Below are 23,357 nucleotides of genomic sequence, written 5' to 3' on the forward strand. Positions count from 1 at the left end.
GGCGCCGTGGCTCATCTCCAATCGGGCCTGCCCCTTCCTCATCAGGGGCAGCGCCTCCTCCGACCGGGTGCCTGGCGCAGTGACGGTGGCGACCCGCGCCCGGCGGTCGGTAGCCGATGTCCCGAGGGTCACCAGCCCTTGTCGCGAGCGAGGCGGTGTGGCCGCCTCGCATGCGAGGCCCTGGTTGAGCGGGCGGCGGTCTGCGGTCGGCACGAAAACCATCGTGGGAGATTAACTTGTGCACAAGTTAATCGGGCGCTAGTGTTTGCGGAGCAGGAGGCCCGGCCCCGTCGAGGGCCTGACCGTTCGATCCCCGAGCGTTGAGGAGTGCAGTGATGACTGGCCAGAACATCTCTCAGAGCAAGCCGACGGTGGTGCTGGTGCACGGTGCCTTCGCGGACTCATCCAGCTGGAACGGTGTGATCGAGCGCCTGCGTCGGGGCGGCCATCCCGTCTTGGCGGTCGCCAATCCGCTGCGTGACCTGGCCGGCGACGCCGACTATGTACGCAGCGTCCTCGAACACGTGCAGGGCCCTGTCGTGCTGGCCGGACACTCCTACGGCGGCGCCGTCATCAGTGCAGCCGCATCCGGCTCGTCCAAGGTCAAAGCCCTGGTCTACATCGCCGCCTTCATCCCCGACCAGGGTGAGAGCGCACTGGAACTGTCCAACATGTACCCGGGCAGCACCCTGGGCCCCGTCCTGGACGCTGTCCCCTTCCCCCTGCCTGACGGCGGCACCGGAACCGATCTCTACATCAAGCCCGACAAGTTCCACGACCAGTTCGCCGCTGACGCCCCCACCGGCATCACCGGCCTGATGGCGGTCACCCAGCGCCCGGTGGCCGCCTCGGCTCTCGAAGCCCGAGCGTCCGCCGCCGCCTGGAAGGTGATCCCCTCCTACAGCCTCGTCGCCACCGATGACCACAACATTCCCCCGGCGGCCCAGCGCTTCATGGCTGAACGCGCCCACGCTCACACCGTCGAGATCAAGGCGTCCCACGCCGTCACCGTCTCACAGCCCGACGTCGTCGCCCGGATCATCGAACAAGCCGCCCAGGACATCGTCCGCTGAATCAGGTCGGACGCGGCCGATACGACGTGAGCGAGCCTTCCTTCCTGCTGCGACATCGCGGCATCTGTCTCTCCGGCTTGGTGGACGTTGAGCTCTCCAGGGCAATGACGGGTGCATGAGCCACATGTGCTTGATTCGGCAACTAACCACTGCTATAGACGTGAGGTGCAGGAAGTCGCACCACCAAGTCGACCATGCGACCCATGAGTTGACGCAAGGTGGCAGAGCGAGAGGGAAATGTGAAACTCAAGTCCATGAGCGCGATGCTCAGTTCGGTGATCGGGATGAGTATGGTGCTCGCCGCCGGAACCCCGTCGGCGGTGGCCGAGGTACGTGCCGACCCTGATGCGGCGACTCAAACGGCGGCTTCCGCTTCTAGCTGGGATCCTGCATCTCGGGTCCCGGGCCGATCGCCCGACGGCCCGGCTCACCGGTGGATCCAGCTGATCACCGGTGACCGGATCTCGGTCGATGCTGAAGGCGACGTAGTGTCCCTGCGCCCTGCGAAAGGGCGGGAAGGCATACCCGTGCGGGTGGAGACCACCGGCGGACACACCTACGCCGTACCCGAGGACGCACGGTCTTTGATCGCCGGCGGCCGTCTGGATCGCCGGCTGTTCGATGTGACCACGTTGAGCGAACCCGTCCACGCGAAGGACGGACTACGGCTCATCGTGATGTACGAGTCGGCCCGTCCGGTCGTCCGGACGGCACTGCGCTCCGTCCCTGAGACACAGCTGCACCGCACCTTGTCCAGCATCAACGCCGACGCCATCACCACGCCCGCGAGTGGCAGTGCGCGGCTGTGGTCCGAGATCACCGACGGACCGGCTCGCGCCACCGACCGCACCGTCGCGGCCGGTATCGCATCGGTGTGGCTCGACGCCGTCGTCCAGGCCGACTTGGACAGGAGCGTGCCGCAGATCGGCGGCCCGGATGCCTGGGCGGCGGGCTTCGACGGGACCGGCTCACGCATTGCCGTCCTCGACAGCGGTGTCGATGCCACCCATCCAGATCTCGCCGGCCAAGTGGTCGCTGAGCGCAACTTCTCCGATGCGCCGGACACGAGGGACCTGTACGGTCACGGCACGCATGTCGCTTCCATCGCGGCGGGCACCGGCGCCAAGTCCGACGGCACGTACAAGGGAGTGGCTCCCGGAGCCCGCATCCTCAGCGCCAAGGTCCTCAACGACACCGGCAGCGGGACCATGTCGCAGGTGATCGCCGGGATGGAATGGGCCGTCAGTGAGAAGGCGGACGTCGCCAACCTCAGCCTCGGGCACTACAACGGTCAGGAGACCGATCCGATGGAGGCGGCCGTCAACACATTGTCGGCCGAGAGCGAGACCCTTTTCGTCATTGCCGCCGGCAACACCGGAGACCAGGGACCAGGCTCCGTCACCACGCCCGGAAGCGCGGACGCCGCCCTCACCGTCGGCGCGGTCGACAAGCAGGACCACCTTGCCGCCTTCTCCAGCGTCGGCCCGCGCAACGGTGACGGAGCCATCAAGCCCGACCTGACGGCGCCCGGAGTGGACATCGGAGCCGCCTCCGCCAAGGGCAGCCGCCTGGAGGGATACGGCCATCATGTCGCCGAGGGCTATGTGGCACTCAGCGGCACCTCCATGGCCAGCCCCCACGTCGCCGGTGCCGCAGCCGTCCTGGCCCAGCAGCACCCCGACTGGGACGGCGGTGACCTCAAGGCCGCCCTGGTCGGTTCGACGACTGCGGGACAGTACTCGGCGTTCCAGCAGGGATCGGGCCGGGTCGACCTGCACAAGGCGATCAAGCAGAGCCTCTTCGCTCGTGAGGTGTCGCTCTCGTTCGGTATCGCCCAGTGGCCGCACACCGATGATCAACCGCTTGCCAAGAACCTCACCTACCGCAACACCGGAGACGCTCCCGTCACCCTGAAGCTGACGGTGGACGCCACCGGCCCGGACGGAGAACCCGCTCCCCGCGGCATGTTCACCGTGGACGATCACGTCACTGTCCCGGCCCACGGACAAGAGACGGTGAAGGTGACCGTGGACACGCGGACCGGCGATGCCACCGGAGCCTTCACCGGACGGATCACAGCCACCGGAGGGGGACAGAGCGTCGGCACCGCGATGGCAGTGGAGCGGGAGTCGGAGCACTACACGGTCACGCTCAAGACCCTCGACCGCACAGGCAAGCCGGCCGCGGCCTGGGCCGCGACCCTGGCAGGTCTGACCGGACCCGACAGGGGATTGTCCACCGATCTCTCCGCGGCGAGAGACTCGGTACGCCTTCCCAAGGGCCGCTACTTTCTCAACAGCTTGATCCGGTCGGAGCCGCAGGGAGCCACCACCCGCGGCGTGGACTGGATCAACCAGCCCAGCCTCGAGGTCACCGAGGACATCACGGTGACCGTCGACGCCCGGACCGCCGAGCCCATCGACGTCACTGTCCCGGATCGTTCCGCGTACCAGACATGGGGGCACTACGGCGTCGCGAACGATCTCCCTGACGGGACCATGGCCGGTTTCTCGTACATGACCGCTTCCTTCGAGGACTTCCGCACGGCTCACCTCGGCCCGAAGGGCTACCCCGGAGACAAGCTGAGCCAGCAACTCTCACTGTCGTTCTCCACCGGTGCCACGGGTGAGGACGAGTACCACCTGGTGTACCTGCCGGAGGGCGACAGGTACTTGACGGGGTTCACCCACCACACCAGGCCCCGGGAGTACGCGGAGGTCGAACAGTCGCTGGGGGCCCCGGCCGGGAACAAGTCCGGTTTCGTCACGCCGACACCCGTGCAAGGCGGTTCCGGCTATGGCGCGGAGCACCCCCTGCCGTACCACGGCACCCTCCACCTGCTGTCGGCCGACACCTCGTGGTGGATGACCTTCAAGCAGATCGACGCGGAAGGCGCCTACGAAACCGCCTACGGCGCGCCCGCGCGCACGTTCCGGCCCGGACATTTCTACAAGCAGGAATTCAACGTCGGTGTTTTCGGGCCGGACCTCCCGAACGGTGGTGCTGGTCTCTTCCGCGCAGACGAGGCACTGGACGGCAACCTTCCGCTGTTCTCGGATCGCAGAGGAAACAGCAGTGACAACCAGTCGCCTGTCGAGAGTTCGCGCACTTCCGTCTACCGCAACGGCGAACTGGTCAGGACGAGCATCTACCCGATGGACCTGTTCTACATCGCCGACAACGAGCGCGCCGACTACCGGGTCACGGTGACGGTCGACCGTGGGGCGGTGGCGGACGTATCGACGAGCCTGACCACGAGCTGGACGTTCGCCTCCGAGTACGCTCCGGGACGGGCGGAGATCCCCACTTCCGTCGTGCGCTTCACTCCCGCTCTCTCTCTTGAGAACACGAGCAAGGCGGGGGTGAAGGTGCGCGTGCCTGTGACCGTGAAGGGCTCCGCCGAGGGGCGGAACCTCGGGTCCTTGACCGTGTGGGCCTCCTATGACCGGGGAGAACACTGGCGGGAACTGCGCGTGCACAACGGCAGCGTCCAGGTTGCCAACCCCAAGGCCGGGGGCAGTGTCTCCTTCAAGGCCAAGGCCGTTGACCGACAAGGCAACACGGTCGACGAGACCATCATCGACGCCTATCTGACGAAGTGACTCGCGGCGCCCTGATCGCGGAGGGGTAGAGTCCATGAAGGCCGGGCCCCGGCACGTCTGCCGGGGCCCGGCCTTCATCGCAACCAGGCGAGGCCGGAGTGGCCAGGACGCGGAGCCGCCCACGATGGGAACCTCGACGACGGTCGTCGCGCCGCCGGACCGCGACGAAAAGTGATGCGGCTCAACGGACGGGGGGCCGTTGAGCCGCGACTCACCCATTACCCCAGGTTGCGCTGTCACCTGGACCTGGAGGTATCCGGCGGTCAGGTGCATGCGCAGGCCGGTGAAGGATGGTGTCTGCCGCTTCCGCCGACAGAAGCGGCAGACACCACCAAGCATATAGTTGAACAAACAAGTTACGGTCTGGCAAGCTCGCGTGTGTGGTCTTGCGCGGCACGCAAGGTGAAGTCGCGCTTTCATCGGAAACATCCATGGATGTCGTCCTCCTGGAACAGCTCGGCACATTCGAAGTCTCCACGAGGAGCCATACCGGGGTCAGCGTGTCCGAATGCGGCGAACCAGGCCTTCTACCGCGGTACGCCGTGCGTGGTGCCGTCCTCGATCGGATCGCCCCGCGACGGCCCGGGCGGTGATGGCGCCGGACAGTGGACCGTGGCCTTACTTCGCTCAGCAATATTGTCCAGGAGCCGGCCCGAGTCAGCCGTGTCCGGCAAAGATTTTTTACGAAGCAAGTAAAGTAGGGGTCATGTCACGCGTCGTACCGCAGCCGGAAGCGCCGAAGCCGCTCAACCCGGACGAAGAAGCCGTCGTTCGATCGCTCAGCCGTGTCATCTACACACTGCCTCGCGCGATCGACGCCGACATGATCCGTGAGCAACGGCTCTCGCTCATCGAGTACCTGGCCATGGCGCATCTCTCCGAGGCTCCGGACAGGCGGCTGCGCATGAGCGATCTCGCTGCCGCCATCGACATGTCGCTCAGCGGCATTACGCGCTTGGCAAGCCGGCTGGAGGCCCAAGGGCTGATTCGGCGCGTCAGGTCGACCGAAGACGCTCGCGGTTACCACGCCATCCTCACCGATGAAGGCTTTGCCCGTGTCGAGAAGGCGTGGCCGACCAACTTGGCCGCCGTGCGCCGCCATTTCCTGGATCACCTCACAGGACTGGACCTGAAGAAGCTCGCAGTCGCCTTGAGCAACATCGCTACGTGACGCGCGCGCCGAGCCTCGATCCGGCGCGGGTTCCCGCGCCGGGCGACCTTCGGGAAGGCGTCCGCGACCTCCGGCGTGTCAAAAGATGTGCAGGAAGCACCCGAGCGTCACCACGCCGGCGGCCGCGATCGATGTCAGCTTGACGATGAGCCCACGGGGCTGCAAGGGCGGACCTCTTTCGGAAAGCGCCGTGAAGCCGAACCTGGGAGCTTCGGCGCGGCCTCCATCAAGATCCAGGGCGGGGACTTCGCGTAGGCCCTCACCCAGTCCAAGCCTGCCGGGATCCCGTTCGACCCGGACGCCTGAGAAGGAGGAGCTACGGTGGGAGCCCAGGACGACACCACTGATCCCTCGTTACCATGCCGGACACCAGGGCAATGAGTCCGCGCTCGCCCGACCCCACGCAGCGGGAAGCCATCGCGGCGGCCGCCAGGCAGGCGGACGCCAGCATGCAGGAGTACATCCTCTCTGCCGCCTACGACCGTGCGACCGCCGTGGAGCAGCGGTTCCTGGCCGGCTTCAAGGCGTCCATAGCCCGCAGCGGCGCCGCCTTCGCCGCCGAACCGGGCAGCACCGATCCCAGCCCGGAGCAGCGGGCGGCCGAGCGTGAGGCCAAGCGGGAAATCGACCAGCACGAGCGGGGCCACGCCGCGTGACCGACCAGGAACCGCTGCACCCGATCGACGTCACGTTCCTGCTGCACGCCGCCGAGATCCTCGACGGGGATCCCCAAGTCGACGACGACGGACCGCTCCACGCCGCAGCCCGGGTGAACGCCAAGGCCATGAAGCGGGACATCTACGGATGCCTGCACCTCAAGGCAGCCGCGCTGTTGCAGACACTGGCCAGGCTGCCCTGTCTGCGACACTCCAACGAGGCCTTCGCCTGGCACGCGAGCGAGGCCTTTCTGTTCCGGAGATGGAGTTACCCGCCCAAGGCGGCCCTCGCCCTTGTCCGCGACGCTGCCTCAGGCGCGCTTGGAGTCGCCGGAATCGCCCGGCAGCTACGCGCCTGGACCGTCACCTGATTCCCGGTGCGGACGCGACATCCGCGAAGGACGGGGCCGTTCGGCTCATCCGGAGCCTTGACCGGCCCGTGTGATCAGGGGGAGGGCAGTTCGCCCCGGAGGCGCCGGTCACGTCGCTCGTGACCGGCGCCTCCGGGGGTACATGGCTGCCTGTTGAGAGTGTGTCAGGCGCCGAAGACCTTCAGCACCTCTGCCACGAACTCCTCGGGACGCTCCTCCGCCAGGAAGTGCCCGGCCTCCGGGAACTCGACGTACGTGACGTCGTCCACCATCGGATCCACCATGGCCTTCGAGACCGGCAGCAGATAGCCGCTGAAGTAGACCAGCGGCATGGAGAGCTTCGGGTAGGTGCCGAAGTCGATGATGTCCTGGTAGAAGGTGTCGAACCACTTGTTGGTGGCGATGATGGACTCGGCGGTGTCGTAGCCGGCGGCGGCCATGGAGCGGACGTCCTCGGTGAACACCTCGGGGTGGTCGCCGCCGATGTTCTTGATGTTCCAGTCGATGATCTCGCGCGCCTTGCCGGCGAACAGCTTGTGGGGAAGGTCCGGAATCTGACCCATGACCCACCAGAACGGGAAGATCACCTCTCGCGCCTCGGGGGGCTGGATCATCGAGAAGCTGTGCATGCCCGGGTTGGGGTGGACACCGTCGGCGATGATCAGCTTCTTGACCACCTCGGGGTGGTTGATGGCCAGGCTCCAGGCGACCATGCCGCCGATGTCCTCGCCCTCGATGTACGCCTGCTCATAGCCGAGGGAGCGGATCAGCTCGTAGATGTCCTTGGCCATGTTCTTCTTGTCGTACCCGGACTCGGGCTTCGCCGAGTCGCCCATGCCGCGGATGTCGACCACGATGACGCGGAAGTGCTCGGCGAGTTTGGGCATGACCCGCTGGTAGTAGTACCAGGTGCGCGGGTAGCCGGTCATGAGAACGAGGGGCTCCCCTTCTCCGCCGATGACGTAATGCAGCTGAGTGCCGTTGACATCGGCGTACGCGTGCTCGAAACCTTCAGGCGTGTTGGCCATGTGGGATTCATCCGTTCTGATTGCTGTCGATCTCGCGCAGTGCGTCCGGCTGCGAAAGGGGCAGGGCTGTATGACGTGACCTGCTGCCGCAGTCGTCCGCGGCAGGTGTGTTGCCGATTCGTCCGGTGTCCATGACCTCGCTCGACCGCCCGGGAACGGTGAGGAGGAACCGCCGGCTCGCGGTGTGTGCGGCTAGTCCTGCTCGGGCGCTTGTACGGTGCCGAGCTTGCGGGAGAATTCCAGCATCTGCGGTGTGAAGCGCTCGGCGGTCCACAGTTCCGGCTCGTGGCCCGGCAGCGGGTCGTCACCGTACCGGAGGAAGAAGTCCTCCGGCCCCGCGGGCGTGAACAGGAAGACCATCTTGGTGTGGCGAGGGCTCCGGTTCTTGAAGCGGTGCCGTGTGCCACGAGGCACATAGATGAAGTCGCCGGCCTTCGCGGTGAGGATCGTCTCACCGTTCAGAAACTCCAGTTCACCCTCGATGAGGTAGAACGCTTCGTCGCTGTTCTCATGCATGTGCGCGACGGGGCCGTTGCCGGGCGGGACAGTGGCGACGACGAAACTGAGTGTCCCGTGTGACTGCTCACCGCTGAGCTTGATGTTGTACTCGTCCCCGACGACCCACTTGACCGTGCCGTCGCTCTCGGGAACGTACATCGCGTCACTGCCGTACGTCTTCGATCCTGTCTCTGACAAGGTGATGGTCCTCTCTTACACGCTCCGCCTGCTGCGGACGGACACGTATGGCGGCAGAAATGGCGGGGTGACGCCTGAGCCACCGGACGGATCATTGCTTGACTCAGCAAGTAATGCGCATGCCCGGCGGGCTGTCAAGGGGCAAGTGGGGCGCAGTTGTTGGATGTTTCGCGGACCTTGGGGTGATTCTCATCGTTCTGGCACGCGGCGCTGAACGAGAGATTGATCCGCCTAAGTGATTGACTCGGCAATTAATATTTTGATTAGATGCTTGCTGAAGCAAGTAAGTGAGCGTTGATCGTCTGCAACCACCCCTCAGTCCGCACGCAGAGAGGCCTGTCCATGTCGCCTACGGCATCAGGAAGCAGTTCGGCCCAGACCCATCTCCCCGTCCCCGCACACTGGATCGACGGGTACTCAGTTCCCGTGGCCGGCCCCGGCCTTGACGTGGTCAACCCGGCCACGGGCGAGGTGATCGCCTCGGTCCCCGCGGGCACAGCGGAGGATGTCGACCGTGCGGTCGGTGCGGCGGCGGCGGCCTTCGCCGACTGGTCGACGACCGACCTTGCGCACCGGATCGCTCTCATGCGCCGGGTGGCCGAGGGTCTGCAGACCCGGCAGGAGGAACTCGCCGCCGTCATCACGGCGGAGATCGGCGCGCCGATCTCGTTCTCCCGGCTGGCGCACGCGGGCTTCCCCGCCGCGGCCATAGCGGCGGCCATCACCGTGGCCGAGCAATACGTGTGGTCGGAGGAGGTGGGCAACTCCACCATCGTGCGTGAGCCGATCGGGGTCGTGGGAGCGATCACGCCGTGGAACTTCCCCCTGCAACAGGTCGTCAACAAGGTGGTCCCCGCTCTGCTGGCGGGCAACACCGTCGTCCTCAAGCCGTCCGAGGTGTCGCCGCTGTCGGCTCAGATATTCGCCGAGGTCACCGCAGAAGCCGGCGTTCCGGCCGGTGTCTTCAACCTGGTGCACGGCGCAGGAGCCGTCGTGGGTGAGGCGATCGCCCGCCACAGTGGCATCGACATGGTGTCCTTCACCGGCTCCACCACGGCGGGCAAGCGCGTCGCCGCCGTCGCCGCCGACACCGTCAAGCGGGTGTCCCTGGAACTCGGAGGCAAGGCCGCGCTCGTCGTCCTGCCCGAGGCCGACCTGGACGAAGCCGTCAGTCAGGGCCTCGCCAATGCCTGGGTCAACGGTGGTCAGGCCTGCGGCGCCTGGACGCGGATGCTGGTTCCGGCCGACGCGCACGACCAGGTGGTGGAGAAGCTGCGTGAAGCCGCCGCCGGATACACGACGGGCGATCCCACTCGTGAGGAGACCGACCTGGGCCCCTTGGCCTCCGAAGCCCAGCGCCGACGGGTGAACGAGTACATCGAGAAGGGCATCGCCGACGGCGCCACGCTCGTGGTCGGGGGCCCGGACAGGCCGGAAGGCCTGGAAACCGGTGCCTACGTCAAGCCCACGATCTTCGCCGACGTGGATCCAGATTCCACCATCGCTCGTGAGGAGATCTTCGGGCCCGTCCTCACTGTCATCCCCTACACCGGCGACGATCAGGCCGTGGCCATCACCAACGACACCGTCTACGGCCTCAGTGCCGCGATCGCCGGCGACGACGACCACGCACTGGCCCTGGCCCGGCAGATTCGGGCCGGCCAGGTCATCATCAACGGCGGGCAGTACAACTTCATGGCTCCCTGGGGCGGGTACAAGCAGTCCGGGAACGGCAGGGAGAACGGTCGCGCCGGCTTCGAGGAATACCTCGAGACGAAGGCCATCAGCGTCTGACCCTGCCACGGCCCTCCTGTCCCGCACTGCCGATCATGCGGGTACAGGAGACCGGCCGGTCTCACCCGGCTCCGCAGGCGACGCCGGGAACGCGCGGATGCTCCCCGCTCCACTCAGTGAAACCGCGTGCACTCCTTCGCCGGACCTGCGCGCCGGCACCGCATCCGCGTCGGGTGCGAAGAATCTCGCGCAAGGCGGCACAGATTCGCGCCACCTCGCTGCCGCATCCGTGAAGGGCCGTGCCGTGCCAGGGCCGGTTCCGGCACCGCCGGGGTGGCTCACCGTCTCGACCGAGAACTGTCAGCCGCTCCCACCACCAGCTCGGAGAACGTTTCATGCCCCAGCCCCCCTCACGAACCCGTCACCAGTTCGTCTTCGCCGTACTCGCCGTGGGCATCCTGGCCTTTTCCCTCCTACAGTCGCTGCTCACCCCGGTGCTGGTCACCGTGCAGGAAGAACTGCACACCAGCCGCTCCACGGTGACGTGGGTGCTGACCGCCTACCTTCTGTCCGCATCGATCTTCACCCCGATCATGGGACGGGTCGGCGACATCCTCGGCAAGAAGCCCGTTTTCGTGGCCGCCCTGGTGGCCCTCTCCCTGGGCGCCCTGCTGGCAGCGCTGGCCTGGAACGTCGCAGTGCTGATAGCCGCCCGGGTCATCCAGGGCATCGGGGGCGGGGTCCTCCCCCTGGCCTTCGGAGTGCTGCGGGACGAGTTCCCACCGGAGAAGGTCTCCGGGGCGGTCGGGGCCATCGCCTCCCTGACGGCGGTCGGGGCCGGTACCGGGGTGGTGCTCGCGGGGCCGATCGTCAACACCCTGGACTATCACTGGCTGTTCTGGATCCCCATGGCCCTCACCGCCGTCGCCGCGGTCGCCGCCCACCTGGTGATCCCCACATCCTCACTGCGCACCCCCGGGCGCGTCAGCCCGCTACCCGCCCTGCTGCTGTCGGCATGGCTGGTGGCACTGCTCGTGGCACTCAGCAGAGCACCGGGCTGGGGCTGGGCCTCCGGGAAAACCATCGGCCTCCTCGTATGCGCCGTCGTCATCGCAGCTTCCTGGGTCCATGTGGAGAAGCGGTCCGCGGCTCCGCTGGTGGACATGCAGATGATGCGGCTTCCGGCGGTGTGGACCAACAACCTGGTCGGGCTGCTCATGGGCGTCAGCATGTACGCGCTCTTCGCCTTCGTGCCGCAGTTCGTCCAGACCCCCCGTTCCTCCGGCTACGGCTTCGGTGCCAGCGTCACCCAGTCGGGGCTGATCCTGCTTCCGCTCACCGTCATGATGTTCCTCAGCGGCATGGCCAGCGGCGGGATGGCCGCACGGATCGGCGGCCGAGCCGTGATCGCGTGCGGTCTCCTGATCAGCCTCCTCGCCGTGGCCGTGCTGATCTTCGCGCACAGTGAGAAGTGGGAACTCTACATAGCCACGGGGCTCTTGGGTGGGGGGTTCGGTCTCGCCTTCGCCGCGATGTCCAGCCTCATCGTCGGTGCCGTGCCGCCCGACCAGACCGGTGTCGCCAGTGGCATGAACACCAACATCCGCACCGTGGGCGGCTCCATCGGCGCCGCCCTGATGACCAGCGTCGTCACCACCGACCTCGCCCCGTCGGGCCTGCCTCGGGAATCCGGCTACACCCACGGCTTCGGCATGCTCGGTGGAGCCCTCCTCATCGCGGTCCTCGCCGTCCTGCTGATGCCCCGGCCCAGCCGAAACAGTGGTACCCGTGTGTTCGCCCCCCGATCCTCGCGTCCGGCCGAAGCGGCACCGGCGCCAAAGACACGCGCGTCGTGAAAGTGCGCCTCACACGGACCAGCACGGGCTCCGCGGAATTTCGGAGGCGGAACGGCTCCGGGCCCCCATTTGTTTGAGAGCGCCTCAAGCCTCTCCCTCCGGGCCGGTGGCGCCGTCGCTGGCGTAGTGGCGCCGGACTCCCGCTCGACCGTCGCCACGGCTGCCGGAAGCGCGTACGCCGGCCGTGGTGAAGGCGACTGCTGCTGCGGTGTGACCGGAGAGGAGAGGCGAGCTGTGGGGGCGGTTCTCGCCCTCGTCGTGCGGGACCACGGCAATTCCTGGTCGACGCCATCGCGACTCGGTGGGGCACGCGCTGGATCGATGGAGGGAAGGTCGTGCGGGCTGGGGACGGATCCGGTGACGACGGGCCCCGGCCTCGACCGGTCGACCCCGGCCGACTCGGGCGGTCTGCTCCTCGCAGGCCCGACCCGGACTCTCGCCGCACAGCGTGCTGCCGGGCACGCGGTCCAGGTGGGGGAGGGGCCCATCGGCCACCACACCGAACCCCAGTCGCTGGGCACCCAGCCACCGAGAAGATGCAGGATGGCCCGCTGCGGGATGCGGATTTGACGCGTGTCGACACAAATGGACCAGTCTCCCCTGGAAGACCGGATCGCCGATCTGCGTGCCTTCGCCCGCCTCGGTGAGGAGGATGCGGACCTGTTCCACACGGACTCCACCAACGCCCAGGTCCCCGGCTTCACCACCTCCGAACGTGAACTGAACCCTGCGATCGAGCAGGTGATGCGCACCGCGCCGCGTCATCGTCTCCAGCTTCGCCAGTCACGTGCACCGCATCGAGCACGTTCTGGACGCCCCCCCCACCAGCACGGTCGCAAGGTCGCGTTCGTGGGCCGCTCCATGGTCCGCGACGCCATCGCCCGCGACCCGGGCCACTTCAAGGTCCCGCCGAACCTGGTCGTGACCGCGAGTACCTGCGTCGCCGGGGCAACCGGCACACCATCCCGGAGAGGACCGACAGTCAGGCGCCGCTACCTCTTCCTCGGCACCCACCACCGCGGTGCCCGTCGTGATCTGACCTCGAACGTGAACTCTGACGCGACCCACCAGTAGACGTCGTTGGCCCTGGAGTCGGGCGCCGCTGACGAGAGCCGCCGGATCGATCGGGTTCACTTCGGCGATCTGCCAGACGGCCGTATGGCCAGAGCCTCGTGCCGGGCGGCTGCGACTTCGTCCGCCACCGGTCGACCGTCCATCTTGCGTTGGCGTGACAGCGGTTGTCGGAGCCCTCCGTATTCCTGCGGTCTCGGTGCGACCGGCTTCATGGGCCGACCCATGAGACTCGCAGCGGAGAGGCCCCGTTGGCGTCACGTCCCGCCGGGAACCTCCACAGGTGTCGCGGATGGTGCGGCGGTGGCGTAGCGGTCCGCATCGAGATCAGTGATCACACCGTCCCAGAAGGTCATGCTCCAGGGATCTTCCGTGGCTGGGCTCGGCGGCAGCGAGTGGAGGAGCGGGGCTCTCGACGAAGTAGTCGGCATCCTTGAGGCGTGTGCGTACCCGGGCAGAAGGGGTGCGGGGCGCGGGTTCAAGGTGCGGGATGTTTTTGGAGCAATGCACATATGCCTCATGGACCCCTATCAAAGTCCACAGTACGGGTCTACGCCCTGGGGCAGGGTCGGCCGGTATCCAGGGATGCGCGTCACGCAACTCGCGATCACCCACGAGCGCGGCGGAGCCATTGACATGCAGTCCGATGTGGTCTCGGGTGAAGTCCATGAACAGCAGACCTATGTGCGGGTTTTCGGTGATGTTGCCTGCGCTGGCGAGGACGCCGTTACCGCGGTACTCGGGGTATACCACGGTCCGCTCGTCCAGAACGGTGACAAAGCCGGGGGGACCTGCACGGAACGTGGCGTCACAGTGTCCGCGGGCGTCCGCGGTGGAGAGGAAGACCATGGACTGACGGTGAATGAAGTCACGCATGGCCGAGGTGAGATGTGCGTGCACCTGCCGGTCATAGAAGGCGTCTGCCCGCTCCTGGGTGCCAAGAGTGGCCTGGAGTCTGCGCTCTCCGTGCGAGGGAGTGGCTTCGTGGCGCGTCACAGGTAATCGTTCTCCAGACTAGGTAGGGGTGGAGTGAGGGGGGCGGTGAGAACGGGGGTGTCGATCGGGTCGTGGTGGATGTGAGCCCGCGGTGTGCCCTGGCGCACGAGTGTGTCTACCGCTGTAGTGACCATGACGGGTGGTCCGCTCAGGAAAGCGGCATGCCGGTACCACGGCCCGAATTCGCGCAAGACCTGCGGGAGCGTCCCCTGTTGGCCGGGAATCTCCTGGTGGGAGACAGAAGCCCGGACCGTTAGCCAGTGGTGGCGCTGAGCCATACGCAGCATGTCGTCGAGACCGTAGAGCTCTTCGCCGGTACGCGCCCCGACGAAGAGGTCGACATATCTGCGCATCCCCTGAGCGGCTGCTTCTTCCAGCAGCGCGCGGATCGGCGCGAGACCGGTACCGCCTGCCACACACAGCAGATCGCGGTCCCCTGCCGACGCCAGCGTCATGTCGCCTTCCGGTGGCCCCAGCCGCACGATGTGACCTGGCGCCCCGTGATACACCAGCGCGCTGCTGACCGAGCCACCGGGCACAGCCCGCACGTGGAAGGTGAGGGTACCGTCCGAACGCGGTGGGTGGCAGGGAGAGTAGTGCCGCCAAGCACGGGGATACCAGGGGGTCTCCATGCTCACGTACTGCCCGGCCGTATAGGGGTAGGGCAGATCGGGACGGACCGTGATCTCGGCGATTCCATGCCCACGGTAGGCATGGTGGATGATCTGCGCTTCCCAGGTGGCAGGGCGTAGGCGAGTGTCTTCTGCGGCGGCCGTGATCATCACGTGGGCCGCCATGGCGTACGAACTGGTCCAGGCGGCGGCGACCTCGTCGTTCCACGCCGGCCCCGCATAGCGTTCCAGGGCAGCCAGCAGACACTCTCCCACCGCGGGGTAGTGGGCGTCCATGGTCCCGAACTTGCGGTGATCGCGGCCCAGCCGCGAGCAGAACTTGACAAGGTTGTCAACGTCGTCGACGAGGTCGATGATACGCAGCAGACCACGCAGCAGCCGGTCACGCTGGACGTCCATGTTGTCGGGGAACAGGCTTCGCACCTCGGGATAGCGGGCGAAGAGAACAGCGTAGAAGTACACCGTCATCTCCGTGGCCTGTGGTGCGACTACCGACAAGCTGGAGCGAACCAGCATGATTTGTCTGGCCGTGGGCGGTGTCGGCATCATCTCGCATCACCGTCCGACGGAAGGCGACGGAAGGCGGGAAGGCGACAAGGCGACGTGTGGGTGGAAACGGCCGCGCCAGACGCCGTAGCGGCCAAGTCGAACGAATGTGCAGTCAAGAAGAGCTTCGCAATCGTGAGGGGGCTCTTGAGCTCCGGCAGCTCATGAGAACTGCGAAATGATCGGGGGACGCAACATTGTGCACGCCGCGTCGCGCGGCCGGACAGGCACCCCAGAACTGCGCACATGTCTTGTGTCGGCATGCAGCCTCTTGGTGCCCAGTGATCTTGGACCGCGCTGGTGGGCTCTTCTGAAGTCACCGCCCAGGGCGCAGGGCTGGTCCGGATCGGGAGAGGGCGACCGTGTTCTTGATCGCGGGCTCCGCGACCGGCGTCTCCGCGACCGACGTCTCCTCGCGCCGCTTCTGCGCGCCGATCTGGTCCGGCGCCGAGACGCGATCCGTCAGTTCCTCACCACGAACGGAACCGCTCGGTGACTGCCCATCGCCGCCTACCGGCTCGTACCGTAGTTCGAGCCGCCATCGACGCCCTGACCGAGCAGACCGGCCGGCCTCCGAGCATGGCGGCGCCCGCCACCCGCCTCGGCCGTCCAATGCTCGGTAGTTCGTGGGGGTCGTCGGCGGCGAGAAGCCCTTCAGGAGGGGGGAACCCGTCGCGCCGCTGAAGGAACACTCTGCCGCCGGAGAACGCCGCGTCACCGAAGTCCATGGCCGTCGATGGTGATGCCGGTGATGCCGACGTCGCGGCCTTGCCAGGAGCGGCGGGTTCCCACGGGGCGTCGGTAGTGCTCGCCGATGAGCCGCAGGGTCGTGTGCCGGACCTTGCGGAGGGCCAGGCAGCGGTGGTGCTGCGTGCCCTCACGGACGCCCAGCGAGCCGCGTGATTCACGGCGCGGGGATCGTGCACCGGGATCTGAAGCCCGCCAACGTACTTCTGGCCTCCGACGGTCCTCGCGTGATCGGTTTCGGAATCGTCCGCGCGGCCGACACGACTGCGCTGACCGGCACCGGCGTCAGCGTCGGCACCCCGGCCTTCATGGCGCCTGAGCAGGCGTCGGCCGGTACGGTCACCCCCGCCACCGATGTCTTCGCTCTGGGGCAGATCGCGGCTTTCGCCGCGATCGGTTCCCCCGCATACGGCGAAGGCTCCTCGCACGCGGTGCTCTACCGGACCGTGCATGAGGACCCCGACCTGTCCCGGCTGCCGGCTGAGCTGCTGCCCATGGTGACCCGCTGCCTGAGCCGCAACCCCGCCGACCGGCCGAGTCTGACCGAGATCATCGAGCTGTGCCACGAACTGTCGCCCACCGCACTGCACCAGGGTGAGAACTGGCTGCCGCAGACGGTCGCCGACTCGATCACCGAGCGGCTCCGACTGCCCGAACCGGCCAGGACCCCGCGGCCGATGCCCACCGTCGCTCCGACGCCGACCGAGGTCTCACCGTCGACTCCGCCGCCCGGCACGGTGGACCCGTACGCGCCGACCGGGTTGGCCATGCCGTCCGCGCCGGGTGCTCCGTCGCCGGTGCCGCACCCCGGGCACCTGAGCCCCCCTGTGCCAGGTCACCACACCGCGACGCCCGGCTACCCGGCGAACCACACGCCGCCGCCCGTCACCCACCAGCCATCTGGTCCGGAGGCGCGCCGGAAGCCCAGGCGGACGGGGGCTGATCGTGGCCGCGCCGATCGTGGGCACGCTGGTCATGCTGGGAGTCATCGGCTCCCTGCTCTCGGACGGAGGCGGCAAGGAGGAGAACAAGGGAACCGGCGCCCCCACCACCAGCAGCGGCCCCACGGGCGGTGACGGAGGCGCGGGTGCGGGACAACAGAGGAAGGACCCGAAACCCGTGTCCTACAAAGGCATCGATCTGACAGACGGGTACCAGCTCATGCTCGCCGACAACCCGCCACGCCCCGTGGAGAGCGAGTACGCGGCGTACGGCGGCGGTGATCTCCACTGCAAGGTCGTCAACTTCCTGGAGGAGTCATCGATCGGCACCGACAACGGCAAACTCGTCCTGCTCAACAACGCACAGAAGGGCTCCCTGGAGACCTGCCGCACGGAGACGCGCCGACCGTGCCGTATGCCACCCGACCTGGGCCCTGGCCGTCACAGTCCTGGGCCCCCTGGTCACCGAAGACCCCACGTACCGCTCACCGGTCCTGCCGGCCCCCGCCCCAGGCACCTTCGCCAGCCCGGTGACCGACTACCCGGCCGCCATCGAGACCGTCGCGGAAGCCCTGGCGCTCCTGGACGAGAACGGAGACTTCGACACCGCCCGCGATGATGATCCGAACTGGTCGATCCATGCCGAAGGCCGGGCCGTCCGAGCCCCGCGCGACTTCCTGGACGCCCTCATCCACGCCACCCCCGCCCAGGCAGGACTGAGTCGGGCCACCCGTGCAGGAGTACCACCGCCACTTGACGGCCTTGCCGACCGGACAGTGGGCACGTCACTGGCCAGGTCGCGGAGCCCATGGGCAACCGACAGCGTTCTCCGTCGCCACGTTGACCTATCGCAAGCCCGGCCACTGGCCCCGGCTGGTCTACTGACCACGCAGGGACGACGGTAGGCGCCACGGCCGCAAGAGTGTCTCCTGGCTCGACTGCCGCGACCTCCTGATGCCGCACAACAGCCGGCTCGGTGGCCCGATGCTGCTCGTCTGGGACAACCTCAACCTCCACAAGGACGCCGATCTGCGGGACTTCGCCGCATCCCGGGACTGGATGACCAACAACTACCCGTTGCTTCGCGTATCCGGCCTCGACTCCGCCGAAGGGGTCCGGTCCCTCCTGCGACGCGGCTGGCTGCCGGACGTCGCCTTCTGCACTCCCGAACGCTCGACCAGCACATCCGGCTCGACCTGCGACACGTCCGGTACCGCGGGGACCTCACAAGGGCTGCCCCGTTGACACCGACCTGATTTTTGAGAACACCACGAGTTCGACCTCGGCGACGGAGCACTTCTGACCGTCGGAAGATGTTCGAACGCCAGGTTGAGTCGCAAGAGGTAGCCGACCGAGCACCTGGCTCGAGGCGTCCGAGGACGCTCGCCGGCGCTGCCCTGGCACGGGATACGAACCCGGGTAGAGCAGCGGGTATCCGGCGAGCACGGCGCCCAAGTGCCGTCAGCCGACAGGACATTGACCGTGGCACCCGCTTTCCCGTCGTGGAGCGTGGATCATTTGACCAATCAAGGACATTCTGGTTGACTCGGTTCAGCTGGCCACAACTGACATGGCGCTGCCTCGGGTTCATCTGGTCATCCACGCTCGAAGTCAAAGAGGACTCGAAGCAGGTTGATGAACTCCGTTACCCAGTTGTCACTTTGTGCAGTCCGTAGCCTCGGCTCCGAACAAGCGGGTCGAGGTGAACGTGTTGTGCGCGAGCTGGGTCGAACGGCCGAGATGGTGTGTCGTCGACCTGCCTGCTCCATGCTGAAGTCACTCAGAAAGCTCAGTCCCATGAATCACAAAGCACTTAGGCTCCTGACTGCCGCGGCCGCCACTGCGGTTGCCGGGACGTCGCTGCTCTTCTCGGCGCCGTCCGCCACGGCGGCGAACGCTCCTTACGCTGACTGCCCGGCATGGGCGCTTTGCCTCTATCAGGATGGTGGTGGAGCGGGCTCAAAGGTCATCCTCACCCCTCCTCCGACTGGCAGCCCCTCGCAGATGGTCTACCTGATAGGCAAGCACTTTCTGAACGGTCAAGCGGCCGATAATCAGACGTCGTCCTGGCTGAACAACTCCCAGTGCGGGATCGAGTTCTACGACGACCCCAATGGGGATCTGCACCCCTCGCTCATCGACACCGCTCCGTCCTGGAACTGGGGCCTCAAGCACGACTACTCCTACGGAACCCCTCAGGCATACCTGAATGACAGGGTCTCTTCCCTCAGGTTCTACAACTGCTAGGAAGTCGCTGGGATCACCTGATCCTCCAAGTCCGTGCTCCTGGGCGAAGGCAATCGCGAGTGAGGCCTCACGCGCCTGAATGAGGTCGTGCAACCGCCCCGGGCCGGCACATGCCCCGGTATCCGCCAAGGAGCGGGGGCAGTTCTCATTTTCGTGTCGCTCCCAGGAGCCGAGCGACGCGATGACAAGAAAGAAGTCACGTGAAACGGTTTCGACCAGCAGCCATTCTTCTGTCTGGCATGCTGCTCGCACTGTCATTGCCGGAGGCCGCAGCAGCGGCGCCGACGTCTCTCTTGACGGCACCCGTCGCGGCGGCCGAGGACGGGCCGACGGAGGGGCCAGGAGCTGAGGGACCGGATCTCAGTAGCGCAAATCGTACTGCCTCGGCCCCTGGCCTCCCGGACTGGTCACGCGTGGGATACCGGGGCGGCGCGCCGCTGCCCGGCGGCGGTGAGGTGACCGACGACGCCTCCTGTCGCATCACTCCGGAACAACTCTCCTTTAAGTACGGGGTGACCGCGGATGACGGGTCCGACGACACCACCGGACTGCAGAACGCGATCAACGACATCAAGAGCCAGTGCTCGCCGTCGGCCAGCTACGACCGGCTCTCGCTCATCTCCTTGCCGTCCGGACGTATCGATCTGTCCCGGCAGATCTACGTCGACGCCAGTTTCCTGATCGTGCGCGGGCAGGGGTCCGCCGACGGCGGCACCAAGTTGGTGTTCCGACCGGATCTCAACACCCGCTACGACACGGTGGTCAACGGGCGCTGGGACCAGGACAGCATGACGGCCGGCAGCGGCAGCGACGTCGGCACGGGTGGCTGGATGTGGCCGGGGCGCGGCATGTTCCGGGTACAGACCCGGGACGTCGCCGATCGGTACAAGGACGACTGGGCGGCCGCTGCGGCCAACCGCAAGGACATCTTCGAAGGCTCCGTCAACCAGCACTGGGCCTCTGGTGTCAAGGTGGCCGCCAAGTCCTACGACGCGGGGTACGCGGCCCGTCGGGGCGACACCGTGGTGCAGCTGGTATCGACGGCCACCATGTCGAAGTTCACCTCGGGCGGTTACGTCTGGGTGGGTGCGGCCAACAGCGTCAAGTTCTTCGAGCAGCAGGGCGTCGCCGACAAAGGCGTGATGGACGACCTCCACATGCGCCAGCAGATGTTCCGCGTCACCGGCGTCAACGCCGATGCGAAGACCGTCACACTGGACCGCCCGCTGGAGTGGGACCTGCCGGTCGACTCCACCTCGGACGGCTCGGAGTCGCTGGGTGAAAAGCCGTACGCCAGCAAGGTAACCCCCTTGCAGATCGTCGAAGGTGTCGGGTTCGAGAACTTCGCCTTCACCCAGGACATGAACGGCCTGCCCAAGCTGGGCGGCGGCACGTATCAGCTGACTGCCGAACAGGCCGTACACAATTACGGCAACATGGCCCCCGAGTACGCGATGCACGGCATCGTCTACAAGTGGGCCGCCAACAGCTGGGCGCGCGGGCTCAAGGCCACCATGACCGGCTCTCACCCCATCGTCACCGAGAACGCCCTCAATCTGCAGATCGAACGCAACAGCTTCGACGGGGCCTGGAACAAGGGCAAGGGGGGCAACGGCTACCTGCGCGGCAGCCGTGTGTGGAACTCTCTGTGGGCCTACAACCTCAGCCGCAACCTGCGCCACTTCACCTTCCAGTGGTCGGCCAGCGGCAACGTCGCCTTCCGCAACAACCTCGACTCCGACCTGAACCTGCACGGAGGCTGGGAACACAACAACCTGTTCGAACAGAACACGGTCAAGGTCCCATACGAACACCGCTCGGCCAACTGCCAGACGAACTGCGGCGGTGAAGGCGGCGAGATCGACGAGGGTACGTGGTACCCCATCTGGTGGGCGGCCGGCCCCAAGGCGGTCAAGTGGTCCGGCTCCTCCGGCCCGCAGAACGTCTTCTACAACAACACCCTCATCAAGCAGACCACCCCGGGTGGGCCTTTCGAGCCGTACACGCCGTACGGCGCGCAGTCCGGTACCGCCTTCCAGTTCGGCTCCACAACCGGTGCCCCGGACAAATTCGAGCCACTGAGCCATGACGGGCAGTCGATCCCGGACTGGACCGGCCGGGAGACGCTGGATTACCAGGGACATGGCGTGGTGCCCCTCGCCCTGGGAAAGCGCCCGTCCTTGTTCCTGAGCAACACCGGCGGCGAACTCGACCCCCGCGCCGGAAGGGCGCACGCGATCGCCAACTGGAACATGCAGGGCGCGCTGTCGGACGGAGGGCGGCACAATAAGTACGACGATCTGCGTTACCTGATGGAGGATACGCCACCTGTAGGCGCCCGCATCGTACTCATTCAAGAAGCCGGCACTCCACCGACGGGTTCCCGCCTCGAATTCATAGAGGACCACCCTCAGAGCGTCTGGCGACACCCGGACGGCACGTACCCCCCGATCCGGGAGTACCGACTCCTGGGCACCGGAACCGGTGCCAGCACCAGCACCAGCACGAGCAGTGGATCTCGGACGACAGGATATATTTACTGGCTGCATACGAACAGCGGAACAACCAATGACGGTCGAGTCAACCTCGCCATCGCCAGCAGAACTCGGGTCGCTCCGCAGGACCTGCACGTCATCGAGCCGGCGGACTATGATCCGGTGCTCGGCATAAGTTATTCCCGGCCTGCACTTGGTATCACCGTCGGCGGCGTCGGTTACTTCACCATACACGCGCGTGCGGACAACCAAGGCCAAGACGCACCCGAATTGCTGAACAACATCAGATACGCAATGGAACACACGGGCCCCAATCACGATCAGTCACAGCCCTGGATCGCCGCGGGCGACTACAACCGGGAACCGTACGATCTGGCGGCTCATCTCATTGGGAACGGCTACTTCACCCGTTTCCCGTCGACTCCGACACATCCCACCTCTGGATCGGGCACTCCCCACATCCTCGATTATGCGGTCGCCATTGGTCTCAACATTTTCGGAACGGCGCGGCTCGACGACTACACCGACTCGGACCACTATCCCGTCTGGCACTACCTTACTGATCTGCCGGACGTTGCCCCGCCGCCGTCGAATGTGCCGACGCTTCCGCGGAACAACGTCGTCGTGATGAGTGCCCACACCGTCAACGTGGCGGGATTGCCCATCGACGGCAGCAATGTGATCGGTGACGTGCCGTTCGATTACAAGAATCCCGCCTCGAATTTGAAGTTCGATCTGAAGGAGTCTTCCGAACACCCCGGCTATGTGAACCTGCTGTCCAAGGACCCGGACTTCTACAACCATTATCTGGGACAAGAGGGCGGTAAGCCCGACGGAAAGATAGTGCTCTGGAAGAGCCCGGCGCTCGATCAGCTCTGGAAGCCGCACTATCAGGGTGACGGTACCTGGAGCCTGGAGAACTTTAAGACCAAGCAGTACCTCACGGCCGACATCAGGAATGGCACGCTCTTCGCCCACGACGAGGTCGGTCAAGCGCCCAACCAGCGCTGGTTCCTCCAAGACGCCGGTGAGGTGGGCACTCGCAACGAAGTTCTGCTGAGGTCGAAGGACGGTCTGCCGTGGATTCTCAATACCGGGGACGACGCCACCGGCGAGGTGATCCTGGACGAGGACGACGATGCGCCCGAGGAGCGGTTCACCACGATCCCCGCGGGTCGAACCGGCTCGGACGAGTGCTTCTATCTGGCCAACGGCGGGCGGTACGTCACGTCGACCGGCGACACGGAAGAGCCCTTCAACGGCAGCCAGGTCACGATGACCGAGTTCGTCGCCAACGCCGACAGCTATCTGTGGTGCCTGCAGCCCGCCCAGTACGGTTTCCTGCTGGGCAACCACACCGGCCCTGGTGAATATGACGAACCTCTGTACCTCACGGGTGCCGAGTTGCACGGACGTGTGACCGTCAGAGACCGCCCTGATTACAGCGCGGACGTATGGGATTTCAATCCGGTCACCGAGTGATTGACGCGGCCCG

The 23,357-nt window shown here is 66.4% G+C and carries 15 protein-coding genes and 1 pseudogene; 12 read left to right on the forward strand and 4 right to left on the reverse strand.

Features of this window, described 5'->3' with window-relative positions; genetic code table 11:
- Window positions 1-335: 335 nt before the first annotated feature.
- The 5 genes from ACZ5Y0_RS32640 (at window position 336) to ACZ5Y0_RS32660 (ending at window position 6,873) form a co-directional block, all read left to right on the forward strand.
- On the forward strand, window positions 336-1,073 hold the full coding sequence (locus ACZ5Y0_RS32640) for an alpha/beta fold hydrolase (RefSeq protein ID WP_469132274.1): 738 nt from the start codon (window positions 336-338) through the stop codon (window positions 1,071-1,073).
- 527 nt (window positions 1,074-1,600) lie between these two features.
- Entirely contained in the window at window positions 1,601-4,675 is a 3,075-nt protein-coding gene (locus ACZ5Y0_RS32645) for a S8 family peptidase (RefSeq protein ID WP_469132275.1), read from the forward strand.
- A gap of 706 nt (window positions 4,676-5,381) precedes the next feature.
- Window positions 5,382-5,846 (forward strand): MarR family winged helix-turn-helix transcriptional regulator, encoded by a 465-nt coding sequence (locus ACZ5Y0_RS32650; protein ID WP_469132276.1) that lies wholly within the window; start codon window positions 5,382-5,384, stop codon window positions 5,844-5,846.
- A gap of 377 nt (window positions 5,847-6,223) precedes the next feature.
- Window positions 6,224-6,502 carry a hypothetical protein gene (locus ACZ5Y0_RS32655; RefSeq protein WP_469132277.1) on the forward strand — a complete coding sequence of 93 codons (279 nt, stop codon included), beginning with the start codon at window positions 6,224-6,226 and terminating at the stop codon, window positions 6,500-6,502.
- A complete protein-coding gene (locus ACZ5Y0_RS32660; RefSeq protein WP_469132278.1) occupies window positions 6,499-6,873 on the forward strand; it encodes a fic family toxin-antitoxin system, toxin component in 375 nt (124 codons plus the stop codon). Before ACZ5Y0_RS32655 ends, ACZ5Y0_RS32660 begins: the two co-directional genes overlap by 4 nt.
- 164 nt (window positions 6,874-7,037) lie before the next feature.
- Here ACZ5Y0_RS32660 and ACZ5Y0_RS32665 read toward each other — a convergent pair whose 3' ends face one another.
- Both ACZ5Y0_RS32665 and ACZ5Y0_RS32670 read right to left on the reverse strand, forming a co-directional pair.
- Window positions 7,038-7,901, reverse strand: coding sequence for an alpha/beta fold hydrolase (locus tag ACZ5Y0_RS32665; protein ID WP_469132279.1), 864 nt, complete (start codon window positions 7,899-7,901; stop codon window positions 7,038-7,040).
- Between the two features lie 192 nt (window positions 7,902-8,093).
- Window positions 8,094-8,597 (reverse strand): cupin domain-containing protein, encoded by a 504-nt coding sequence (locus ACZ5Y0_RS32670; RefSeq protein WP_469132280.1) that lies wholly within the window; start codon window positions 8,595-8,597, stop codon window positions 8,094-8,096.
- A 342-nt stretch (window positions 8,598-8,939) separates the two neighbouring features.
- Between ACZ5Y0_RS32670 and ACZ5Y0_RS32675 the strand changes: the two genes are divergently transcribed.
- From ACZ5Y0_RS32675 to ACZ5Y0_RS32685, 3 genes and pseudogenes are all read left to right on the forward strand, one after another.
- Entirely contained in the window at window positions 8,940-10,391 is a 1,452-nt protein-coding gene (locus tag ACZ5Y0_RS32675) for an aldehyde dehydrogenase family protein (RefSeq protein WP_469132281.1), read from the forward strand.
- A 335-nt stretch (window positions 10,392-10,726) separates the two neighbouring features.
- Complete coding sequence (locus tag ACZ5Y0_RS32680; protein WP_469132282.1) at window positions 10,727-12,187, forward strand: MFS transporter; 1,461 nt, start codon at window positions 10,727-10,729, stop codon at window positions 12,185-12,187.
- Between the two features lie 582 nt (window positions 12,188-12,769).
- Window positions 12,770-13,114, forward strand: a pseudogene (locus ACZ5Y0_RS32685) (RNase J family beta-CASP ribonuclease); the annotation flags it as partial.
- A 471-nt stretch (window positions 13,115-13,585) separates the two neighbouring features.
- Here ACZ5Y0_RS32685 and ACZ5Y0_RS32690 read toward each other — a convergent pair.
- Together ACZ5Y0_RS32690 and ACZ5Y0_RS32695 are read right to left on the reverse strand one after the other, a co-directional pair.
- Window positions 13,586-14,254, reverse strand: a complete 669-nt coding sequence (locus ACZ5Y0_RS32690) for a pyridoxamine 5'-phosphate oxidase family protein (protein WP_469132283.1) — start codon at window positions 14,252-14,254, stop codon at window positions 13,586-13,588.
- Entirely contained in the window at window positions 14,251-15,354 is a 1,104-nt protein-coding gene (locus ACZ5Y0_RS32695; protein WP_469132284.1) for a globin domain-containing protein, read from the reverse strand. The genes ACZ5Y0_RS32690 and ACZ5Y0_RS32695 overlap by 4 nt, the downstream gene beginning before the upstream one ends.
- 998 nt (window positions 15,355-16,352) lie before the next feature.
- On the opposite strand from ACZ5Y0_RS32695, the gene ACZ5Y0_RS32700 reads away from it, so the two are divergent.
- The 4 genes from ACZ5Y0_RS32700 to ACZ5Y0_RS32715 all read left to right on the forward strand — a co-directional run bounded on the left by ACZ5Y0_RS32700 (window position 16,353) and on the right by ACZ5Y0_RS32715 (window position 23,344).
- Window positions 16,353-17,255 carry a serine/threonine-protein kinase gene (locus ACZ5Y0_RS32700; protein ID WP_469132296.1) on the forward strand — a complete coding sequence of 301 codons (903 nt, stop codon included), beginning with the start codon at window positions 16,353-16,355 and terminating at the stop codon, window positions 17,253-17,255.
- A gap of 819 nt (window positions 17,256-18,074) precedes the next feature.
- A complete protein-coding gene (locus ACZ5Y0_RS32705; protein ID WP_469132285.1) occupies window positions 18,075-18,365 on the forward strand; it encodes a hypothetical protein in 291 nt (96 codons plus the stop codon).
- Window positions 18,366-18,917: 552 nt separating this feature from the next.
- Window positions 18,918-19,367: a peptidase inhibitor family I36 protein gene (locus ACZ5Y0_RS32710; RefSeq protein ID WP_469131987.1), complete on the forward strand. Its 450-nt coding sequence runs from the start codon at window positions 18,918-18,920 to the stop codon at window positions 19,365-19,367.
- A 239-nt stretch (window positions 19,368-19,606) separates the two neighbouring features.
- On the forward strand, window positions 19,607-23,344 hold the full coding sequence (locus tag ACZ5Y0_RS32715; protein ID WP_469132286.1) for a hypothetical protein: 3,738 nt from the start codon (window positions 19,607-19,609) through the stop codon (window positions 23,342-23,344).
- The last annotated feature ends 13 nt before the right edge of the window (window positions 23,345-23,357 follow it).

The sequence above is a fragment of the Streptomyces sp. NPDC033216 genome, from assembly GCF_055577115.1.